A 20,545-nucleotide genomic window follows, 5' to 3' on the forward strand; every position below is an offset into this window, starting at 1 on the left:
TGTTTTATGATAATAAAAGACATCGCAAATTACATAGAAAAACTTGCACCTTTAAACTACGCCGAAAGCTTTGATAATGTTGGTTTATTAATTGGTAGTTACAACACAAAAGTTACTGGAGTGCTTGTAACCTTAGATACTTTAGAAGAAACAGTTGATGAGGCTATTGCAAAAAATTGTAATTTAATTGTTAGCTTTCATCCTATAATTTTTAGTGGATTAAAAAAACTGAATGGTAATTCTTATGTAGAACGTGTTGTTTTAAAAGCGATTCAAAACAACATTGCAATTTATGCCACTCACACTGCTTTAGACAATTCTAAAAACGGAGTTTCTGCAAAAATGTGCGAAGTTTTAGGCTTAACAAACACTAAGGTTTTAATTCCTAAAAAAGGGATTATCAAAAAGCTGACGACTTATGTACCAAACAAAAGTGCTAACGATTTAAGAACTGCTCTTTTTGATGCTGGTGCAGGAAATATTGGTAATTATGATAATTGCTCTTTTAATGTTTCTGGTGATGGAACTTTTAAAGGAAATGAAAACTCTAATCCTGTTTTAGGAGAAAAAGGAAAATTACATACAGAACCTGAAACCAAAATATCTGTAATTTTTGAAAGCAAAAATGAAAAATCCATTTTAAAAGCGCTACAAGAAAATCATCCTTATGAAGAAGTTGCTTACGAAATTATAACCACAGAAAATGTACATCAAGATATTGGAATGGGAATGATTGGTGAATTACAAAAAGAAATGGATGAACAAGATTTTTTACAATATCTTAAAAAAACTATGAAAACAGATTGTGTAAGGCACTCTGCTTTTATCAACAAAAAAATAAAGAAAGTAGCTGTTTTAGGTGGTTCTGGAAGTTTTGCGATTTCTGATGCAAAAAAAGCTGGAGCTGATGCTTACGTAAGTGCAGATTTTAAATATCACGAGTTTTTTAAAGCAGAAAATAGTATTCTTTTGGCAGATATTGGGCATTATGAAAGCGAACAGTTTACAAAAAACCTTTTGGTTGACTATCTTACGAAAAAATTTAGTAATTTTGCAATCATTTTATCAGAAAAAAGTACAAATCCTATATATTATATATAAACATGGCAAAGAAGAAAGAAATTTCGGTTGAAGCAAAATTAAGAGCTTTATATGACTTACAATTAATAGACTCTAGAATTGACGAAATTAGAAATGTTAGAGGTGAATTACCTTTAGAAGTTGAAGATTTAGAAGATGAAGTTGCTGGGTTAAATACTCGTATTGCGAACTTAAACAAAGACGTTACAAGTTTAGAAACAGATATAAATAACAAAAAGTTAGCTATTGATGAATCTAAATCGTTAATGAAAAAGTACGACGAACAACAGAAAAAAGTAAGAAATAATAGAGAGTTTGATTCTTTATCTAAAGAAATTGAATATCAAGATTTAGAGATTCAATTAGCAGAAAAAAGAATTAACGAGTACAAAGCAAAAATTGCTCAGAAAAATGAAGTAATTGATGCTACTAAAGAAAAATTAGCAAGACAAGAAAAACATTTAGGTCATAAAAAATCTGAATTAGATGCTATTTTACAAGAAACTCAAAAAGAAGAAGAGCTTTTAATTAAAAAATCGCAAGAATTTGGTGAATCTTTAGACAGCCATTTATTTGCAGCTTATAACAGAATTAGAACCAAAGTAAAAAATGGTTTAGCTGTTGTTGCCATAGAACGTGGAGCTTCTGGAGGTTCTTATTTTACAATTCCACCACAAGTACAACTAGAAATTGCTAATAGAAAAAAAATTACTATAGACGAGCACAGTGGTCGTATTTTAGTTGATGCAGCTTTGGCAGAAGAAGAAAAAGAAAAAATGGATAAGTTATTCGCTTAATTCTTTTTTAAAATATAAAGTATAAAAAAACTCGAAGCATTTGCTTCGAGTTTTTTGTTTATAAGAATAATATTGTATTAATAATCTAACTTTTTTAGATAGCTTAGTTTCTGTTTCCAGATAGCTTGTTGTTCTTTAAAACCGTCAATTTGGTTTCTAACATTAATTACTAAAGGATTATCTGCTTTTGCATTCGAGAAAAAGCCTAAATTGTTTTCTAATTGCTGAATTTCTCTTACTGATTCATCAATCTTTTTTCTAACAAATAACTGCTCAGAATCTAGCTTTCTATAATCTTCTTCAGCTAAATAACCATCAACTAAAGTAGTAAACTTAAGCATTTCTACTTCTGATTTATCCATAGATAAACTAGCTAATAACTTATCTATTTGTTTATTAAATTTACCTTCTAAATGACGTGCATTTCTAGGTAATCTTCCTAAACTTCTCCAAGTTGTAATTGCGTCTAAAACAGATTCTTTAGTAACTTTTTCGGTTTCTTTTAAAGTATCTAAAAATTCTTTTTTAGCTACTACAGTTGCTTGATCTTCTTTGCTTGCTGCATTTTTTTCTTCATGATATCTATCAAAATAATGATTACATGCGGCTTTAAAGCGTTTCCAGATATCATCAGAAAATTTACGAGGTACATGTCCAATTTTTTTCCAATCAGATTGTACTTTTTTCATAGCATTTGTAGCCATTTCCCAATCTGTGCTTTCTTTTAAAGATTCTGCTAATTCTATTAAAGCAATCTTTTTCTGCAAATTCTCTTGCTGGCCACTCTTTTCTTGTTTGTAAAATACATTTTTAGCACTATTAAATTTTTTAGTTGCTGCTTTAAATTTTTGCCAAACTTCTTCGCTTTTATTGTAAGGTAGTTTTCCTACATTAAAATATTGTTGTCTAATTTTCTCGAATTCAACAATACTTTTTTGCCAATCGTTATGCGTTTTATTATTAGAGGTATCGTAAGCATTAATTAACTCAATAACCGCTAATTTTTTATCTATTATTTCTTGATGTTTAGAGCGCATTTCTTTGAAATAATTATGCCTCTTATCGTGAATTTTCTTGGTAGCTTCACTAAATTTATGCCAAACTTCTTCACGCATTTCTTTAGCTACCGGGCCAATATCTTCTTTCCACTTTTTGTGTAAATCTTGCAATTCTTTAGAAGCATAATTTATATCATTTTCATTAGCTAATGCTTCTGCTTGCTGAATAATTTTAAGTTTTTCTTCTAAATTATGTCTAAAATCTAAATCTCTTAAATCGTTATTTATGTGCAATAAATCATAAAAACGTTCTACGTGATGATGATAAATTTTCCAAGTATCATTGTAGTAAGACTTTGGTACTGGACCTATGGTTTGCCATTTTTCCTGAATCTGTTTAAAGCTTTTATACATTGTAGAAGCATCTGCATCTTCAATTAAGTCTTTTAAACTTTCAATAACAGATACTCGCTTTTCTAAATTCTCTTTTAGCTCTTTTTCTAAATTTTTATAATAAGCATCTCTTTGCTTTTTATATTCTGATAGTAAGCTATTGTATTCTGATTTTATAGGGCTAGAAAACTGAAAATCTATAGAATTACCACCTTCTGCTAAGAAAGCAGCTTTTTTTTCTGCAAGTAAAGCGCCAAATTTTTGGTTAAAAGCACTTTTAATTGCTTCTACTTGAGATTTAATTTTCTGAACAGAATTGTTGTTTAAAGCACTTTTTAAACTCGCTGCTAACTCTTCTAAAGAAAGGGAAGTATAATCAACTTCAGGTATTTCAGCTTCTTTAGAATCGTCTTTTTCTGCACTTTCTGCTACAGAATTCTCAACTTCTTCTACAGCTTTCGTAGTTTCTTCATTTACTTCATGAACTACTTCTTCCCTAGTTTCTTGAGCACTAGCTTCAGTGTTATTTACTTCTTCTGGTTTTGAATCGTTTTTATTAACGTCTTCATCTTTATTTTCTAACATATCTACAATGTTTAAACGTCTGTATATAACACCAATGTTATAATCTCTTCAAAAATACTGACAACTTACATTAATTCCAAGTTTAATTGACAATGATATTCATAAATCTTACTCATTCCAAATTCGCCAAGATTCTTCTGCTTGTAGTTTTAGCATTTCTAGGCCGTTTTTTATGGTTGCTCCTTTTTCTTTTCCTTTAGATAAAAAAGTAGTTTCTGCAGGGTTATAGATTAAATCGTAAAGAATATGATTTGATGTAATAAATTGATAAGGAATATTTGGGTATTTTTCTATTTCTGGTGATGTACCAACTGGAGTAGAATTTACAATTATTGTATATTTTTCCATAATTTCTTGGGTTAAATCATCATAAGAAATTTCTTTTTTACCTTTTGGTTTTCTAGATACAAATTTAAATTTGATATCATTTCTTTTAAAAGCGTAAGCAATCGCTTTAGATGCGCCTCCAGTTCCTAAAATTAAAGCTCTTTTATGATGCTTTTTTAACAACGGAAATATCGAGTTTTCAAAACCAACAACATCAGAATTATAACCTTTTAAATCACCTCTTTTTGTAAATTTTATGGTATTTACAGCTCCAATTTCTTCGGCAGTTTTATCTAATTTATTCAAAAACGGAATTACATCTTCTTTGTATGGAATTGTTACATTAATTCCTTTTAAGTGCTCGTTTTCATCAATAATAGATGGAAAATTTTGGATTTCTTGTAAATCGAAATTTACATACTTGTGTTTGTTTAAATTTAATTCTTTAAACTTTTCTGTAAAATATCCTCTAGAAAATGAGTAGGATATATTTTTACCTAATAACCCAAATAATTTATCTTTTTCTTCTTCTCTCATAATAATCTATAGCTAAAATTAATCCTATACCTAAAAAAATAAAAAAGACAGCTAAAACTGTTTCTAAATTAAAAACTTCTGGTAAAAAACGTTCGTAATTTTCTATTACCTTATGTCCTTCTTTATCATATAAAAAGGTACCATTTTCTTGTGTATAAATTGCTTTTTTCCAAGGCCATACTATACCTAAAGAACCTGTTATAAAACCAAGAATTATGGCATTTACCATTTTATTCCATCGTTTTAAAACATAACCTAGAATATGAGATATAGAAACTAAACCAAAAACAGAACCACCTGTAAAAACAGCAATAATTTTTAAATACTTTATCTTTATTGGATCTGATAATACTTGAAAATTACCCGTTAATAAATTAGTTATTACATTTAATAAAACATTTACAGAATCTACCAAAAGTAATACATAATTACCCAATAATAATAAGATAAAAGAGCCTGAAAGCCCTGGCAACGTCATACCAGAAACGCCAATTATACCACAAACAAAAACAAACCAAAGGTTGTCGTTTTCTTTTGCCGGAGTTAAAAAACTTATAGCCAAACCAAATATTACACCAAGAAATATGTAGACTAAGTTCTTTCTATACCAATCTTCAAATCCTTTGCTTATGTATATTATAGATCCAATAATCATCCCAAAAAACCAACTCCAAACAAACAATTCGTAGAGTTGTAAGAAGAAATCTAAAATTAAAGAAACACTAAAATAACTGAATATGCTACCTCCCATAATCAGTAATAAAAATTGAGCGTTTATATATTGATAAAAACTCTTGTATTTACGTCTAATTAATAAATTAAGTGCCTTTAAATTAAATCTTTGAAAAGAAAAAATTAACTCCTCATAATACCCCAAAACAAAAGAAACAGTTCCTCCAGAAACACCTGGAACTTTGTTCGCAGCTCCCATTGCTAAACCTTTTAAAAACAAGGTTAACTTTTGTGAAAATGTTCTTTGTTGATGCATTTAGTGTTTTTTTACTGCCAATTTTTCCATTATTAAAATTAGAGCAAAACCAATTATTGCTAAAATAATAGCAAAAGTAAGTTGTGGGTTTCCTTCAAAAGAAAATGGAGAAACACTTTGTTGATTAAAAGGAACTTTAATTCCGTGAGAATTTGTACGCCAAGTTAAAGTTTCTTTCCAAGGCCAAATTTTATTTAAAGAACCAATAATAAAACCGGTTAAAGCTGCTAACGTGTAATTTTTATAATTGGCAAACAACCATTTTAATACCTTCGAAAAAGACAATAAACCGATAACTGCACCAACCATAAAAATTAAAATTGTTTTAAAATCTCTATCATTTACAGCATCTAAAACAGGTTTATAAGCCCCTAACAAAACTAAAATAAAAGAACCAGAAATACCTGGTAAAATCATTGCACAAATGGCTATTGCACCTGCAAATAAAATATATAAAGAGGATGAACTCTCAGAAACTAAAGGATTTAAAGTAGTAATATAATAAGCTAAAAAAGCACCCAAAACCAAAGCTACTATTGAAACAACATTCCATTTAGAAATTTGTTTAGCAATGTAAATAATACTCGCTAAAACCAACCCAAAAAAGAAAGACCATAGTAATATTGGCTCATTCTCTAAAAGGTATTTAATAGCTTTTGCTAAAGAAATAATACTTATGAAAATTCCGATAAAAAGAGCCAACAAGAAATTACCATTCAATTGTTTCCAAGCTTCTTTAAAACCTTCTTTTTTTAAAGTTTTAAACAAACCTAAATTCACATTACTAATAGAACCTAATAATTCTTCGTAAATTCCAGAAATAAAAGCAATTGTACCTCCAGAAACTCCAGGGACAACATCTGCAGCTCCCATAGCCATTCCTTTTAAACTAATTACAACATAATCTTTAACCTTTCTACTCATTTTTCAGTATTATTTTTAAAAAACGAAGATAAAGGAATTTAAAGAAATGTTTACAACAACTTTTTTGATTATTCTTATATTTGAAAGAACCAATATTTTTTATGATGAAAAGACACTTTTTAACATTATCAATTCTATTTTTAACGCTGTTATCTTGCAAAAATGAGCAGAAGAAAGAAGTTGCTGTATCTAAAAAAGCGACAACAGAAACAAAAAATGCAATATCTGAAACAAAAATAATACCTGTAAGTCATGCAACAGCGGTTATCGAATTTGATAACTCTACTATTTATTTAGATCCTACAGGTACTGCTGATGATTTCGCTAGTTTTAAAAAAGCCGATTATGTTTTAATTACAGATATTCATGGAGACCACATGAATCTGAATACTTTAAAAGCTTTAGAATTAAGCAATTCAACTGTTATTGCTCCAGAAGCTGTAGCCAAAAATTTATCAGAATTAAAAGTAAAAGAAATTATTACAATAAATAATGATGAAACCAAAAGCTTCTCAAATTTTAAAATTGAAGCAATACCAATGTACAATTTAAGAAAAGAGGCATTAAAATTTCATAGTAAAGGAAGAGGAAATGGATATGTTTTAACAATTGCTAATGAACGTATTTACTTTTCTGGAGATACCGAAGACATACCAGAAATGAGAAATTTAAAAAATATAGATAAAGCTTTTGTTTGTATGAACTTGCCTTATACTATGAACGTTGAAAGTGCTGCTGATGGAGTTTTGGCTTTTAAACCAAAAAAAGTGTATCCTTATCATTATAGAGGTACAAATGGTTTAAGTGATGTTACCAAGTTTAAAGAAATAATTAAAGAAAAGGATAAAGAAATCGAGGTTATTCAATGGAATTGGTATCCGAATAGAAAAAAAGAATAGTTACTTTTTAGCTTTTGTTCTTTTTATTTTACTTAAAAACTCGTGAGTAATTCCTAAGTAACTAGATACTTGTCTATCCGTGAGTTTAGAAACCATTTTTGGATATTTTTCTATAAAGTGATAATAACGTTCTTTAGCGGTTAACGTATGATTTTGAATAAGCCTTTTTTGCCAAGCAATTAAGGCTTTTTGACTCATAACTCTAAAAAGTTTTTCTACAATAGGTTTTGTTTTGTAAAGTTGTTCTTTATCAATTTTAGTAATACTAAGTATTTCACTATCTTCTAATGCTTGAATATTTAAAGCAGAAGGAGTTTGATTCATAAAACTATCTACATCCATAAGCCACCAACCTTTTACTGCAAAATACAAAGTATTTTCATTTCCTTTTTGATCGATCGTAAAAATTCTAAAACAACCTTCATTAACAAAACCTTCGAACTTGCAAACTTTACCTTGAGTAACTAAAAAATCGCCTTTTTTAACAATAGAATGTTTAAAATTTTGGCAAATAGATTCTAAATCTGATTTAGAAATTTCTACAGATTTTTGAATATTTTGTTTTAGTTGATCGTGAAGCATTTAAAAGAAACTATTCTAAAGCCTTTTTATAATTGGTTAAAAGTTTTTGTACTTTTTTATCATCATAAACTGTAGGAAATAATTCGTTTAAAATGGTATGATATTCGTAATCTATTTTCATTGCAACAATTAAATGATTAAATCCGTGTTTTTCTTTATCTAAAACAAAAAACAAACCAGCCAATCTATATTCTACTTCTGCAAAATCTTTATACGTTTTTTGAGATCTAAACAGCAAATCGATAGCTTCATTAAATTCACCAACAAAAGATAAAAGATCTGTTAATGCAATATAAATTTCTAAAGCATCATAATTTAATGCTAAACATTGTTTATAGCCAATTATTGCCTCTTTATTAAAACCTAACTTTAATTTAATTTCTGCATATCGTCTCCAATAAACAGCGTTACTTTCATCAATTTTTATAGCTTTAGAAATGTAATAAGAAGCTTTTTCATAATTCTCTGAATTATAATAAAGATTGGTTAACAAAATCCAACCTCTATCTAACAATGGGTCTTCATGAACTGCTTTTTTATAAAAAGAAATAGCATCATCGAATTTATTCAATTTTTCGTAACACTCGCCTATTCTTACATAAGCAAACGCAGTTGGGTCATCTAATTCTAAAGTAATTAAATAATTTTCAATTGCTTTTTCATAGTCTTCTAATTCTTCTAAAGTTTTGGCTTTTTCTAAATATCCACCAATAAAATGTTCATCAATTAAAACAGCATAATCAAAAGCAGTTAAAGCTTTATCAAACTTATCTAACATAAAATATTGCCTCCCTAATTGATGCCAAGCAACTTCGCAATACGGATTTATATCAATATAATTATTTAAATAATTTATAGCTTGTTCATGCTCTTTTTCCATATCAAAACAATACACAATATTATAAAGTGCAGAATAATCTTCAAAATCCACATCAATACATTTGGCAAAATTTAAACGTGCATTTTCAAAATCGTCTAAATACAGATACTCCATCCCCATCAAAGACCAAACGTCTAATTTATCTTCTGTAAAAGTAAGCGCTTTTTGTAGGTTGATGATAGCTTCTTGATGATTGCCTAACTTCGATTTTATGGTTGCCTTTTGTATAAAAAGCTCATCGTTGTTTGGGTCTATTAATTCAATTCTTTTTAATAAAGTAGAAGCTTTATCTAATTCATTTTCAAAAATATACAATTCGACTCTTAAAAATTTTAAATCTATAGATTCTGGGTGTTGTTCTAAACCTAATTGAACAGCTTTTTTAGCTAAAGAGTGCTTACCAACATCTAAATAATGGATTATAATTTCCTCAAACTCAACCAAATCAAAAAAATATATTGCATTGGTTTTAAGCATGGATTCAAATTTTGTCAAAGACATAGCTATAGTATTTGAATTATACACATTAAAAATAATACAAGTCTTTAAGTACTTTAGGCAAATTTGTTTTTGTTTTCAACAATTTAATTAACAAAGCATAATTTGCAATTAGTATCTATAAATTTTTGCATATACATTTATTTACATTAATTTTGATTTTCAATAACTATCAACTTAAATTTGATAGGTTTCTTATGAGCAAAAAAACTTTACTTAACTCAAAAGATATTGAAATCATTCTTCATAGATTGGCTTGCCAATTAATTGAAAATCATAACGATTTTTCTAATACAGTCTTAATTGGTTTACAACCAAGAGGCTCTTATTTGGCCAATAGATTAGCGAATTTATTAAAAACTGAATATCAAATCAAAGACTTACAATTAGGGCTTTTAGACATTACCTTTTATAGAGACGATTTTAGAAGAAGAGATGAACCTTTAGCTGCAACATCGACCAAAATTAATTTTTTAGTAGAAGATAAAAAAGTAGTTATTATAGATGATGTGTTGTTTTCTGGAAGAAGTATTAGAGCAGCATTAACAGCAATTCAATCTTATGGAAGACCAAAAAATATAGAATTGTTGGTTTTAATTGATAGACGATTTAGTAGACATTTACCAATTCAGCCCAACTATAGGGGCAGACAAGTAGATGCTATAAATGAAGAAAAGGTGTTGGTTTCTTGGAAAGAAAACAATAAAAAAGACGCAGTTTATATTGAGCAAACATAGTATGGATAAATTAAGTGTAGAACATTTATTAGGTATAAAATACCTAAACCCAAATGATATTGATTTAATATTTAAAACTGCAGATCATTTTAAAGAAGTAATTAACAGACCTATTAAAAAAGTACCTTCTTTAAGAGATATAACCATTGCCAATTTATTTTTCGAAAATAGCACAAGAACTAAACTTTCTTTTGAATTGGCAGAAAAAAGACTTTCTGCGGATGTCATTAATTTCTCTGCAGGACAATCTTCTGTTAAAAAAGGAGAAACATTAATAGACACAGTTAACAATATTTTATCTATGAAAGTAGATATTGTTGTTATGCGTCATGGAAATGTTGGTGCAGGTGTCTTTTTATCGAAACACGTAGATGCAAAAATTATAAATGCTGGAGATGGAACTCATGAACACCCAACACAGGCATTATTAGATTCTTACTCAATAAGAGAAAAATTAGGAACTGTAAAAGGTAAAAAAATTGTTATTGTTGGCGATATTTTACACTCTAGAGTTGCTTTATCTAACATATTTGCATTGCAATTACAAGGTGCTCAAGTAAAAGTTTGCGGTCCCACAACTTTAATACCTAAATATATTTCTAGTTTAGGTGTAGAAGTAGAAACTAACCTTAAAAAAGCTTTAGAATGGTGTGATGTTGCCAACGTTTTACGTGTACAACACGAAAGAATGGATATTAAATATTTTCCATCAACCAGAGAATATACACAGCTTTTTGGTATAAATAATGAGATTTTAGATAATCTTGGCAAGAAAATTGTAATAATGCATCCAGGACCAATAAACAGAGGAGTAGAAATAACAAGTAGTGTTGCAGATTCTGACCAATCTATTATTTTAAACCAAGTAGAAAATGGTGTTGCTGTAAGAATGGCAGTTATTTATTTGTTAGCGCAACAGATTAAGAGGTAGAAGTTGGAAGTTAAATCTTTAAAAATTTAGTAATGAAAATAGAAAAAAAAGAAAAATACACGCTTGTTTCTTCGGATGACAATTCGTTTTCTAGTTTCTATGAATCGTTTTTAGAAAACCTAACCAGTTTAAAAAAAGAGCATTTAGTTTTACAAATTTCTGAAAATCTTAACGTTAAAACAGAAGAAATTTTACTATTTTTGAGTATAACCGAAGAAAAAAAGGAAAATGGCACTTCTTTTGTTATTGTAAAAAGCAATATTAATATGGACGATTTTCCAGAGAATTTTAACATTGCTCCTACTCTAATTGAAGCAGAAGACATTCTAGAAATGGAAGCTATGGAAAGAGAACTAGGATTTTAACTCCCCCAACTATGAAGAAAAAATTACTTTTTACATTTTTTTTATTGATTTCTTGCCTTGCGTTTTCGCAAGAAAAATCGATATATAAAGTTTCTGCTGTACCAAATCCATTTACAAATTCTACAAAAATTATTTTTAATGCTGTAAATAGTTCTCCAACAACTTTTACAGTTAAAAATGTTTTAGGGAAAACTGTATATTCTAAAAAAATAAATACCGTAAAAGGTAAAAATTCGGTTCCTTTTTACAAAGGAGATTTATCAAAAGGAATTTACATTTATTCTCTACAAAACAAAAAACAGATTACATCTAAACGTTTTGTTATTCAATGAGCATAAACCTTACTATTTTAGGCTGTCACTCTGCAACACCCAGAGCAAATGCTTTTCCTACTGCCCAATATTTAGAAATTAACAATAGGCATTTTTTAATAGATTGTGGTGAGGGCACACAGCGTCAAATGCGAAAATACAAAGTTGGTTTTACTAAAATAAATCACATCTTTATCTCTCATTTACATGGAGATCATTTTTACGGCTTAATAGGTTTATTATCTACTTATGGTATTTTAAGTAGAGAAAAAGAACTGCATATTTTTGGCCCAAAAGGCATTAAAGAAGTTACACTTTTGCAACTAAAAATATCTCAATCTCACGCAAAATATCCTTTAATTTTTCACGAATTAACATCCAAAGAAAGTGAACTTATTTTTGAAGATGATAAAGTTACTGTAAGAACAATACCTTTAAAACATCGTGTTTACACAAATGGTTATTTATTTACAGAAAAAGAAAAACCTAAGAAACTACACATAGACAATATCAATCATTATGAAGAGATTGATAGAGCAGATTATAATAATATAAAAGCAGGTAAAGATATTGTTTTATCTACAGGAGAAATTGTACCAAATTCAGAATTAACATTACCGCCTAAAAAACCTTTAAGTTATGCTTTTTGTAGTGATACTTGCTACAAGCCAGACATAATACCAATTATAAAAAACGCAGATTTACTGTATCACGAAGCAACTTTTTTAGCAGATAAAACAGATTTAGCAAAAAAAACAAAACACGCTACAACTAAAGAAGCTGCACTAATTGCAAAAGAAGCTACTGTAAATAAGCTTATTATAGGCCATTATTCTGGCAGATATAAAGACATCACTTTATTTAAAGATGAAGCCCAAGAAATTTTTAAAAACACTAAATTAGCTGAGCCTGGAAAAGTTTTTAAAATAATCTAAAAAATGAAGTCTATCAAAATCAATTCAATATATAATGAAATCTTCGATACCTACCCAAAAGTAGAAATTGAGGAACATATTAAAAAATTAATAGAATTAGATTATTTCTATCCATACAACTCTACTTTTTATTGCATTACAAATACAGTTCATCAAAATTTTGAATACGTCAGTAAAAACTTTACCTCATGCACAGGTTTATCTAAAGAAAAAATGATGGCTGGTGGTATGGATTATTTTTGGTCGCTTTTTCATCCAGAAGATATTAATCTTTGGTTAAAAAGTTTAACCAATTTAATGACTTTTACAATGACTGAGTTAAATGATAAGCAACGTAAAAGAATGAGTTATACCTGGAATTACAGAATAAAAAATGCGAAAGGTAATTACATAAATATAATTCAGAATACTACTCCACTTCAGTTTGATGAAGCCAACAAACCTATAATTGGTATGGCGCATTACACCGTTTTAGATTGTGATACTCAGATGGATATTTGCGCTACTGCAAAATATTTAAATCATAAAAACGAGTATGAAACACTATACTATCAAAATATTTCTAGCTCTAAATTATTAAATTTAATAAGCAACAGAGAAAGAGATATTATACGTTTAATTATTACTAAAAATACTAGCGAAGCTATTGCTAATAAATTAAATATTAGCATTCATACAGTAAATACGCACAGAAGAAATATTTTAAAGAAAATAAATATCGATTCTACTTTTGAGTTGATTAGTTATTTTAAAAATAATCCGAAATTGATATAAATACTCATTATGAGTATTGTATTTTTTACCTACTAAATATATTTTTGTTGTTGAAAATATAACAACAAAATGGATTGGTATCATTTATTAAATATTCAAAATTTAATAAATAGCACAATATTTTGAAAAAGAATGTAGAAGTTACCACACAAAACCAATCCGTTTTGTTTTTTTAATATTGATTTGTAGACAATAAAACTAAAGTGCATGAAATTTCAGATTCAATATTATTTTCTTTTAGCAACTTTATAAATTCCATATTTTCTGTTCCCGGATTAAAAATTACTCTTCTTGGTTTTAAGCTAATAATGTAATTATAATATTCTTCTTGCCTTTTTGGGTTTAAATACAAAGTAACTGTATCAATAGTAGTGTAAGGGACTTTTTCATCATCAATATCTACATCTAAAACCTTTCCTTTTCTTAAACCTATAGCGCTTGTAGACAACCCTTTACCTCTTAATCTCTTAATTGCAATATTAGAGTATCTATTTGGGTTTGTAGATGCGCCGATTACTAAAGTTACGTTTTTCATATTGTTAATTATAAGTTAAAGAAAGTTAATCCCAGTAACAAAGATAAACTTTTGTTCGTCTAAAAAACATCAACCAAAATATATAAATCAATCAAAATGAAAAAAATAATACTAATGTTTTTGCTGATTAGTGCTGCAAATTCTTCTGCCCAAATGGCAAAAAATGAACTACCCAAACCCGGTAAGATATCAGGAAAGGTAATTGAAAACAACACAAAACAAGCTTTACCTTATGTAAATATTGTAGTTAGAGATATAGCTAAAAAAATTATTACTGGTGGTATTACTGATGAAAACGGACTTTTTAAAATAAAAGATATACCAAAAGGAAAAAGCATTGTTGAAGTACAATTTATAGGATATAAAACATTTTCTAAAAATATTGAAATCACTAATAAAAATAAAGAAATAAACTTAGGCACAATTGCTCTAAATGAAGATAGTGCATCTTTAGATGAAGTTGTAGTAAGAGCAGAAACATCTACAGTAGTACAAAAAGTAGATCGTAAAGTAATAAATGTTGGTAAAGATTTAACTTCTGCAGGTGCAACAGCTTCTGAACTTTTAAACAATGTACAATCTGTAAGTGTAGATAGCCAAACAGGTAATATAAGTTTACGTGGTAATGAAAATGTTAGAGTTTTAGTAGACGGTAAACCAACCAACATTTCTGCTGCTCAATTGTTAAAACAAATACCTTCTACTTCTATAAAAAGCGTTGAGTTAATTACAAATCCATCAGCAAAATACAACCCAGAAGGTATGAGTGGTATTATTAATATCATCTTAAATAAAAATGCAAATATGGGTTTTAATGGTTCTATAAATTCTGGTATAGAAGCTGGTCATTATGTTCGTTATAATGCATCTACAAATATGAATTATAAAACTGGTAAAGTTAATTTCTTTGGTAATTATGGTTTTAATGGTGGCGATCAATTAAACCAAGGTTATGTAAACAGACCTGGAGTTAATAATCAAGATTTTATTTTTGTAAATGAAAATGAATCTCACTTACTTAAACTTGGTGCAGATATTTATTTAAATGATAAAAACACATTATCATTTTACACCACTCAAAACTGGTTTGACAGAAACGCCGTTGGTGGTGCAAAAATAAATTTAAGTGATGGTACTCTTTATGAAAACTCACCAAACTCATCATTTTCTGATAGCAAAAACGCAACCTATAATGTAAATTATAAGCACGATTTCGATAAAAAAGGACATAATATAGAGTTTGAAGCTACATATTCTGAAAATGACAATCCGAACTTTTTAGAAAATACATTCGATTTAAATACGCAACCAGATTATATAAATGATATTAATAACCTTGGTAAAAACACGTTAATTAATTTAGACTACACAAAACCAGTTGCAAAAGATGGTAAATTAGAATTAGGGTTAGAATATAGATTAAATAAAACTGACAACACCAATTTAACTACTCAGCAAGATTTTGATAATTCTTCTTTTAGTTATGATAGAGATATTATGTCTGGATATGTAAACTATGCTCAAAAAATTGGTAAAGTGAGTATGCAATTGGGTGCAAGATTAGAAAATTACGAAATAGAAGGTGTTTTTAATCAAGAAAACCAAGCTACAGAAACGGTTACAGATAAAATATTTACAGTTTATCCATCAGCATTTTTTACGTATAATCCTTCTGATAAAAACCAATTTCAATTTAGTTATAGTAGAAGAGTTGATAGACCAAGCATACAGCAAGTAAACCCAATTAGAGAGTGGAGTACTCCTTTAATTACCTCTTTAGGTAATGCTGAACTTGTGCCACAGTTCACAAATTCTTTCGAGGTAAATTATACAAGACAAATAAAAGGAGGCTCTATAACTTTAGGTACTTTTTACAGAAGTATAAACGATGTAATTAATAGAGTTACGTACAAAGACCCTTCTGATGCGAATGAAGTAAGACAAATTTTAACTTTTGCTAATTTTGATGACACAAACGCATTTGGTTTTGAGTTTTCTACAAACTATAAAATTACAAAGTGGTGGAGAGCAAATGCTAGTTTAGACTTTTATTCTCAAAAACAATTTGGTGTTACAGATTTAAGCAATGCAAATGCTACAACTTTAGAAGTACAAAACGAAGTTTTTAATGCAAGATTAAGCAATAGTTTTACTGTTACTAAAAAATTACGCTTACAATTATTCTCTATGTACAGAGGTGCAAACCAAGACATTCAATGGAAAGTTAAACCAATGTGGATGATAAACTTAGGTGCAAATTATTCTGTATTTAAAGGCAAAGGAAACATAACTTTTAGAGTAAATGATATTTTTAGAGGAATGAAATTCGCATTCGATTCTACAAATCCATACGTTCAAAACGGTCGTTTTCAGTGGGAAAGCAGAAATACCTATTTAGGTTTTAACTACAGATTTGGTAATGGAAAAAACAAAGCAAAAAGCAGAAGACAAAGAGATAATAATATAAAACAAAGTGGAGCAGGTTTTTAAAAAATAGAGCTCTAAAATTATAATTATTTGAAGCTAAAACCTCAAATTTTGCAACGCAAATTTGGGGTTTTTTATTGTGAAAAATTTAACTACTTTTATAAAACTTTTTAACAACACATATTGCTATGTTATTAAAAAGTTAAAAAAAGTATATGAAAAAGATTTTGCCTTTACTGGTATTCATTATTTATTATCCATTACATTCTCAAAACAATAGAGAATCTTTCAACGAAAATGGAATTATTACAGGAAATGTTATCGATTTTAAATCCAAAAAAAGTTTATCTTACGTAAACATTATTTGTAAAGATAAAACTTCAAAAATTATTTCTGGCGGAATTACAGATCAAAAAGGGATTTTTAAAATACAGAAATTACCCTTAGATTCAATTTATATAGACATACAATTTATGGGCTATAAAACCATAAAAAAAATAATTGTACTTTCTAAAAACCTGCCGAATTTTAATCTTAAAAATATCTATTTAGAAGAAGATATCAATCTAATAAATAATGTTATTGTTGATACTGAAGTTTCAACTTATGTAAAAAAAATTGATAGACTAGTTGTAAATATTGGTAAAGACTTAGCTTCTACTGGCACAAATTCTTTACAGATGCTAGAAAACATCCCTTCTGTTTATGTAGATTATCAATCTGGAAATATCAGTTTAAAAGGGAACAATAATGTTCGGGTTTTAGTTGATGGTAAACCTTCTAATTTATCACCCTCTAATTTACTAAAGCAGATTCCATCATCATCAGTAAAAAGTGTAGAGCTAATTACAAACCCATCTGCCAAATACAACCCAGAAGGTATGAGTGGAATTATAAACATAATTCTTAAAAAAAATACTACAATTGGCTTTAATGGTTCTGTAAACTTTGGTGCAGAACACAGTATAAATACAAGACCTTCTGGATCATTTGATTTTAACTACAGAGTTGGTAAAATTAATATTTACGGTAACTATGGCTTAGATTTAGGTAAATTCGAAACTTTTACGTTCTTTAACAGAAATGATAAAAACTTGAATCAAGACCTCAATTTTTTAGACAATTCTACCAATCATTTTGCTAAGTTGGGTGTTGATTATTATATAAATGATAAAAATACATTCTCCTTTTTTACAATTCAAAATATAGCGAATACTGATTTTTATGTAGATTCTAGAACAACTTTAAACAATAACTTAATTTTTGATGCAGAAAACATTTTCTATTTCAATACAAAAGAAATCACTTACAATTTAGATTATAAATTAGATTTATCTAAAGAAGGTGAATACTTAGAGTTCGAATTAAATTACTCAAAAAGCACTGATCCAGAAGAAGATATAATTACTGAAAACTTAGACACAAACAATCAAGAATATAATTACAATAATAGTATTTCTGATAATAGTTCTATTCTAATGGCCAATTTAGATTATTCTAAACCGCTAAAAAATGGTCTTCTAGACATAGGTTTGGAGTCTAGAATTCTAAAGACTGATAACTCAATAATTACAAATCAAGAATTAAATTTTAATTCAACAACAATACCTGTAGGCAATTCTGAATTAAATTATAATAGAGACATTTATTCAGCTTATATTAATGTTTCTAAAGAGTATAAAAAAATTAGTTTTCAAACAGGTTTACGTTTTGAACAATTCAATTTAAATGGAGTATTCTCTAACACAGAACAATTAGATTTAGAACCTATTTCTGATAAAATTTTCAGCGTTTATCCTTCTGCATTTATTACCTATGATACATCAGAAAAAAATCAATTTCAATGGAGTTATAGTAAAAGAGTTGATAGACCAAGTATTGATCAAGTTACACCAATACAAGAATGGAATTCACCTCTTTCAATTTCTGTTGGTAACAGAAAATTAGTACCCCAATTCACCAACTCTTTCGAGTTTAATTATAGAAAAAAAATTAAAAACGGATATCTAAGTTTAAGTACATTTTACAGAAAAACAGATAATAAAATTGGTAAAATTATATCTATTGATGCTACAAATACAGACAGACAAATACTTTCTTACACCAATTACGATGCTGCAGAAAGTTATGGTGTAGAATTTTCATCTCGCTTTAAACCTTTTAACTGGTGGATTTTAAGACCAAGTGCAAATGTTTATTTTCAAGACAATCAAGGCTTTATAAATAATAATTTAGAAGTCGCCAACAATACTTTTGTTACAGCCAGAATTAGCAATAGTTTTAGAGCATCTAAAAAACTACGTTTTAGTTTGTCTGCTTCTTACAGAGGTAATAATGAAAATGTAATCTCTAAAATTGATGATTATTTTTTGGTAAATGTTGCTGCAAGATATTCTTTGTTTGATGGTAATGGAGCAATTTCAATAAGAGGTAGAGATATTTTTGATGGTTATAAACTAAATTTTACAACTACAAATCCTTTTCCGCAAACTGGTCAATTCTCATTAGAGTATAGTGCTATTTATATTGGTTTTTCTTACAATTTTGGTAAAGGTAAAAACAGAGAAAGAGACAGAAAATATAGAGAAGAAAATGAAACTGAAGGAAGTATGGGCGTTTTTTAATACTCCTTTATAATTGAATAAATAAAAAAGGTTTTACATTTTGTAAAACCTTTTTTATTTTATAATTAAGAATGTAAATTACCAACGAATTATAACAGAACCCCAAGTAAAACCACTACCAAAAGCAGCTAAAACAACTAAATCATTATCCTTTATTTTACCTTTTTCCCAAGCCTCTGTTAAGGCAATAATTACAGATGCAGCTGTAGTATTACCATAATTCATAATGTTGTTATAAACATTATCATCTGATAACCTGAACTTTTTTTGTATAAATTGTGCAATTCTTAAATTAGCTTGATGAGGAATTAACATATCTATATCTTCTTTCTGTAAATTGTTAGCTTGTAAACCTTCTACAATTGCTTCAGAGAAACGAGTTACAGCATGTTTAAATACAAACTGCCCATTCATATAAGGAAAATAAGAAACATCATCAGGATCATTGGCTTCCATAATTTCTGGCACCCATCTTCCTGTACTTGGTCCTTCTAACATTAATTCTCTAGCGTGTTTACCTTCTGAGTGTAAATGAGATGATAGAATTCCTTTTCCTTCTTCTTCAGATCTTGATAAAATTGCAGCTCCTGCTCCATCACCAAAAATTACAGAAACATTTCTTCCTCTTGTAGATTTTTCTAATCCTCCAGAATGATTTTCAGAACCTATTACCAAAATGTTTTTATACATTCCTGTTTTTATAAATTGATCTGCCACAGACATAGCATAAATAAAACCAGAACATTGGTTACGAACATCTAAAGCACCAATAGTTGGCATATCTAACATATCTTGTACACGAACTCCACCTCCTGGAAAATACATATCTGGACTCAATGTAGCAAACACAATAAAATCGATATCATCTTTTGTTAAACCTGCTCTTTCAATGGCAATCTTAGCAGCTTTAACCCCCATTGTTGATGTATTTTCACCAGTTTTTGGGCCTATCCATCTTCGTTCTTTGATACCTGTTCTTTCTTGTATCCATTCATCAGAAGTATCCATAAATTCTTTCAAATCGTTGTTCGTAACAACATTTTCTGGAACAAAATACCCTAAGCCAGTGATTTTTGAATTATACATATTTTATTGGTCTGTTTTTTTGTTATTTGTTTTTTTGTAATAAGCTAAAATAGTAAAAATTCAATATAAAAGTCTTTTATGCCAATTTTTAATTATTATGTCATCTTGTCAGAAATAAATCTTTGGTATTTTTTTTGACTATTGTATCCACAGAAATAAAAACGTTCTGTCAGTTCGAGTGAATTTTGAGATTATCGAAATCAAAATATATTTTGATTGAAGATAACTAGCGAAGCTAAAAAATTTGTATCGAGAACATTTAAACTTCTCGATACGATTTTCAAAAAAGAAAATCACTCGAAGTGACAGTCTTAAACTAAAATAAACATAAA

The 20,545-nt window shown here is 28.4% G+C and carries 19 protein-coding genes; 11 read left to right on the forward strand and 8 right to left on the reverse strand.

Annotated elements, in window-relative coordinates; translation table 11 throughout:
• Positions 1 to 6 precede the first annotated feature (6 nt).
• Complete coding sequence (locus BW723_RS17375) at positions 7 to 1,101, forward strand: Nif3-like dinuclear metal center hexameric protein (protein WP_068358280.1); 1,095 nt, start codon at positions 7 to 9, stop codon at positions 1,099 to 1,101.
• A 2-nt stretch (positions 1,102 to 1,103) separates the two neighbouring features.
• A complete protein-coding gene (locus tag BW723_RS17380) occupies positions 1,104 to 1,877 on the forward strand; it encodes a zinc ribbon domain-containing protein (RefSeq protein WP_068358283.1) in 774 nt (257 codons plus the stop codon).
• A gap of 77 nt (positions 1,878 to 1,954) precedes the next feature.
• Here BW723_RS17380 and BW723_RS17385 read toward each other — a convergent pair whose 3' ends face one another.
• The 4 genes from BW723_RS17385 to BW723_RS17400 all read right to left on the reverse strand — a co-directional run bounded on the left by BW723_RS17385 (position 1,955) and on the right by BW723_RS17400 (position 6,629).
• Positions 1,955 to 3,853 (reverse strand): DUF349 domain-containing protein, encoded by a 1,899-nt coding sequence (locus BW723_RS17385; protein WP_068358286.1) that lies wholly within the window; start codon positions 3,851 to 3,853, stop codon positions 1,955 to 1,957.
• 108 nt (positions 3,854 to 3,961) lie between these two features.
• On the reverse strand, positions 3,962 to 4,717 hold the full coding sequence (locus tag BW723_RS17390; RefSeq protein ID WP_068358290.1) for a shikimate dehydrogenase family protein: 756 nt from the start codon (positions 4,715 to 4,717) through the stop codon (positions 3,962 to 3,964).
• Positions 4,695 to 5,705 carry a DUF368 domain-containing protein gene (locus BW723_RS17395; protein ID WP_068358294.1) on the reverse strand — a complete coding sequence of 337 codons (1,011 nt, stop codon included), beginning with the start codon at positions 5,703 to 5,705 and terminating at the stop codon, positions 4,695 to 4,697. The genes BW723_RS17390 and BW723_RS17395 overlap by 23 nt, the downstream gene beginning before the upstream one ends.
• Positions 5,706 to 6,629 (reverse strand): polyprenyl-phosphate transporter, encoded by a 924-nt coding sequence (locus BW723_RS17400; protein WP_068358297.1) that lies wholly within the window; start codon positions 6,627 to 6,629, stop codon positions 5,706 to 5,708.
• A 101-nt stretch (positions 6,630 to 6,730) separates the two neighbouring features.
• Here BW723_RS17400 and BW723_RS17405 point away from each other — a divergent pair, with 101 nt between their 5' ends.
• Complete coding sequence (locus BW723_RS17405; RefSeq protein WP_317197677.1) at positions 6,731 to 7,528, forward strand: MBL fold metallo-hydrolase; 798 nt, start codon at positions 6,731 to 6,733, stop codon at positions 7,526 to 7,528.
• Here BW723_RS17405 and BW723_RS17410 read toward each other — a convergent pair whose 3' ends face one another.
• Positions 7,529 to 8,110 carry a Crp/Fnr family transcriptional regulator gene (locus BW723_RS17410; RefSeq protein WP_068358303.1) on the reverse strand — a complete coding sequence of 194 codons (582 nt, stop codon included), beginning with the start codon at positions 8,108 to 8,110 and terminating at the stop codon, positions 7,529 to 7,531.
• Positions 8,111 to 8,120: 10 nt separating this feature from the next.
• Positions 8,121 to 9,491: a tetratricopeptide repeat protein gene (locus tag BW723_RS17415; RefSeq protein WP_068358306.1), complete on the reverse strand. Its 1,371-nt coding sequence runs from the start codon at positions 9,489 to 9,491 to the stop codon at positions 8,121 to 8,123.
• A 194-nt stretch (positions 9,492 to 9,685) separates the two neighbouring features.
• On the opposite strand from BW723_RS17415, the gene pyrR reads away from it, so the two are divergent.
• From pyrR to BW723_RS17445, 6 genes are read left to right on the forward strand one after another with little or no spacing between them, the layout of a single operon-like run.
• Positions 9,686 to 10,225, forward strand: coding sequence for a bifunctional pyr operon transcriptional regulator/uracil phosphoribosyltransferase PyrR (gene pyrR / locus BW723_RS17420; protein WP_068358310.1), 540 nt, complete (start codon positions 9,686 to 9,688; stop codon positions 10,223 to 10,225).
• A 1-nt stretch (position 10,226) separates the two neighbouring features.
• A complete protein-coding gene (locus BW723_RS17425; RefSeq protein WP_068358313.1) occupies positions 10,227 to 11,156 on the forward strand; it encodes an aspartate carbamoyltransferase catalytic subunit in 930 nt (309 codons plus the stop codon).
• Between the two features lie 32 nt (positions 11,157 to 11,188).
• The gene (locus tag BW723_RS17430; protein ID WP_068358316.1) at positions 11,189 to 11,521 is read left to right on the forward strand and encodes a hypothetical protein; all 333 of its coding nucleotides are present in this window, start codon (positions 11,189 to 11,191) and stop codon (positions 11,519 to 11,521) included.
• Between the two features lie 11 nt (positions 11,522 to 11,532).
• Positions 11,533 to 11,853 (forward strand): T9SS type A sorting domain-containing protein, encoded by a 321-nt coding sequence (locus BW723_RS17435; RefSeq protein WP_068358318.1) that lies wholly within the window; start codon positions 11,533 to 11,535, stop codon positions 11,851 to 11,853.
• Positions 11,850 to 12,767 carry a ribonuclease Z gene (locus BW723_RS17440; RefSeq protein WP_068358321.1) on the forward strand — a complete coding sequence of 306 codons (918 nt, stop codon included), beginning with the start codon at positions 11,850 to 11,852 and terminating at the stop codon, positions 12,765 to 12,767. Before BW723_RS17435 ends, BW723_RS17440 begins: the two co-directional genes overlap by 4 nt.
• 3 nt (positions 12,768 to 12,770) lie before the next feature.
• Complete coding sequence (locus BW723_RS17445; protein ID WP_068358324.1) at positions 12,771 to 13,541, forward strand: response regulator transcription factor; 771 nt, start codon at positions 12,771 to 12,773, stop codon at positions 13,539 to 13,541.
• Positions 13,542 to 13,713: 172 nt separating this feature from the next.
• On the opposite strand, the gene BW723_RS17450 is transcribed toward BW723_RS17445, so the two are convergent.
• Positions 13,714 to 14,076 (reverse strand): CoA-binding protein, encoded by a 363-nt coding sequence (locus BW723_RS17450; RefSeq protein ID WP_068358327.1) that lies wholly within the window; start codon positions 14,074 to 14,076, stop codon positions 13,714 to 13,716.
• A gap of 96 nt (positions 14,077 to 14,172) precedes the next feature.
• On the opposite strand from BW723_RS17450, the gene BW723_RS17455 reads away from it, so the two are divergent.
• Positions 14,173 to 16,566 carry a TonB-dependent receptor gene (locus tag BW723_RS17455; protein WP_068358330.1) on the forward strand — a complete coding sequence of 798 codons (2,394 nt, stop codon included), beginning with the start codon at positions 14,173 to 14,175 and terminating at the stop codon, positions 16,564 to 16,566.
• Between the two features lie 152 nt (positions 16,567 to 16,718).
• Entirely contained in the window at positions 16,719 to 19,127 is a 2,409-nt protein-coding gene (locus BW723_RS17460) for a TonB-dependent receptor (RefSeq protein ID WP_068358333.1), read from the forward strand.
• 78 nt (positions 19,128 to 19,205) lie between these two features.
• On the opposite strand, the gene BW723_RS17465 is transcribed toward BW723_RS17460, so the two are convergent.
• On the reverse strand, positions 19,206 to 20,213 hold the full coding sequence (locus BW723_RS17465; RefSeq protein ID WP_068358336.1) for a 3-oxoacyl-ACP synthase III family protein: 1,008 nt from the start codon (positions 20,211 to 20,213) through the stop codon (positions 19,206 to 19,208).
• Positions 20,214 to 20,545: the final 332 nt, after the last annotated feature.

It is taken from the genome of Polaribacter reichenbachii, from assembly GCF_001975665.1.
In the GTDB taxonomy this organism is placed as follows: Bacteria; Bacteroidota; Bacteroidia; order Flavobacteriales; family Flavobacteriaceae; genus Polaribacter; species Polaribacter reichenbachii.

What these genes read in the sequence shown, in the direction of transcription:
- BW723_RS17375 (WP_068358280.1), top strand. Translation starts at nt 7, where the DNA reads ATGATAATAAAAGACATCGCAAATTACATAGAAAAACTTGCACCTTTA.
- BW723_RS17380 (WP_068358283.1), top strand. Translation starts at nt 1,104, where the DNA reads ATGGCAAAGAAGAAAGAAATTTCGGTTGAAGCAAAATTAAGAGCTTTA.
- BW723_RS17385 (WP_068358286.1), bottom strand. Translation starts at nt 3,853, where the DNA reads ATGTTAGAAAATAAAGATGAAGACGTTAATAAAAACGATTCAAAACCA.
- BW723_RS17390 (WP_068358290.1), bottom strand. Translation starts at nt 4,717, where the DNA reads ATGAGAGAAGAAGAAAAAGATAAATTATTTGGGTTATTAGGTAAAAAT.
- BW723_RS17395 (WP_068358294.1), bottom strand. Translation starts at nt 5,705, where the DNA reads ATGCATCAACAAAGAACATTTTCACAAAAGTTAACCTTGTTTTTAAAA.
- BW723_RS17400 (WP_068358297.1), bottom strand. Translation starts at nt 6,629, where the DNA reads ATGAGTAGAAAGGTTAAAGATTATGTTGTAATTAGTTTAAAAGGAATG.
- BW723_RS17405 (WP_317197677.1), top strand. Translation starts at nt 6,731, where the DNA reads ATGATGAAAAGACACTTTTTAACATTATCAATTCTATTTTTAACGCTG.
- BW723_RS17410 (WP_068358303.1), bottom strand. Translation starts at nt 8,110, where the DNA reads ATGCTTCACGATCAACTAAAACAAAATATTCAAAAATCTGTAGAAATT.
- BW723_RS17415 (WP_068358306.1), bottom strand. Translation starts at nt 9,491, where the DNA reads ATGTCTTTGACAAAATTTGAATCCATGCTTAAAACCAATGCAATATAT.
- pyrR (WP_068358310.1), top strand. Translation starts at nt 9,686, where the DNA reads ATGAGCAAAAAAACTTTACTTAACTCAAAAGATATTGAAATCATTCTT.
- BW723_RS17425 (WP_068358313.1), top strand. Translation starts at nt 10,227, where the DNA reads ATGGATAAATTAAGTGTAGAACATTTATTAGGTATAAAATACCTAAAC.
- BW723_RS17430 (WP_068358316.1), top strand. Translation starts at nt 11,189, where the DNA reads ATGAAAATAGAAAAAAAAGAAAAATACACGCTTGTTTCTTCGGATGAC.
- BW723_RS17435 (WP_068358318.1), top strand. Translation starts at nt 11,533, where the DNA reads ATGAAGAAAAAATTACTTTTTACATTTTTTTTATTGATTTCTTGCCTT.
- BW723_RS17440 (WP_068358321.1), top strand. Translation starts at nt 11,850, where the DNA reads ATGAGCATAAACCTTACTATTTTAGGCTGTCACTCTGCAACACCCAGA.
- BW723_RS17445 (WP_068358324.1), top strand. Translation starts at nt 12,771, where the DNA reads ATGAAGTCTATCAAAATCAATTCAATATATAATGAAATCTTCGATACC.
- BW723_RS17450 (WP_068358327.1), bottom strand. Translation starts at nt 14,076, where the DNA reads ATGAAAAACGTAACTTTAGTAATCGGCGCATCTACAAACCCAAATAGA.
- BW723_RS17455 (WP_068358330.1), top strand. Translation starts at nt 14,173, where the DNA reads ATGAAAAAAATAATACTAATGTTTTTGCTGATTAGTGCTGCAAATTCT.
- BW723_RS17460 (WP_068358333.1), top strand. Translation starts at nt 16,719, where the DNA reads ATGAAAAAGATTTTGCCTTTACTGGTATTCATTATTTATTATCCATTA.
- BW723_RS17465 (WP_068358336.1), bottom strand. Translation starts at nt 20,213, where the DNA reads ATGTATAATTCAAAAATCACTGGCTTAGGGTATTTTGTTCCAGAAAAT.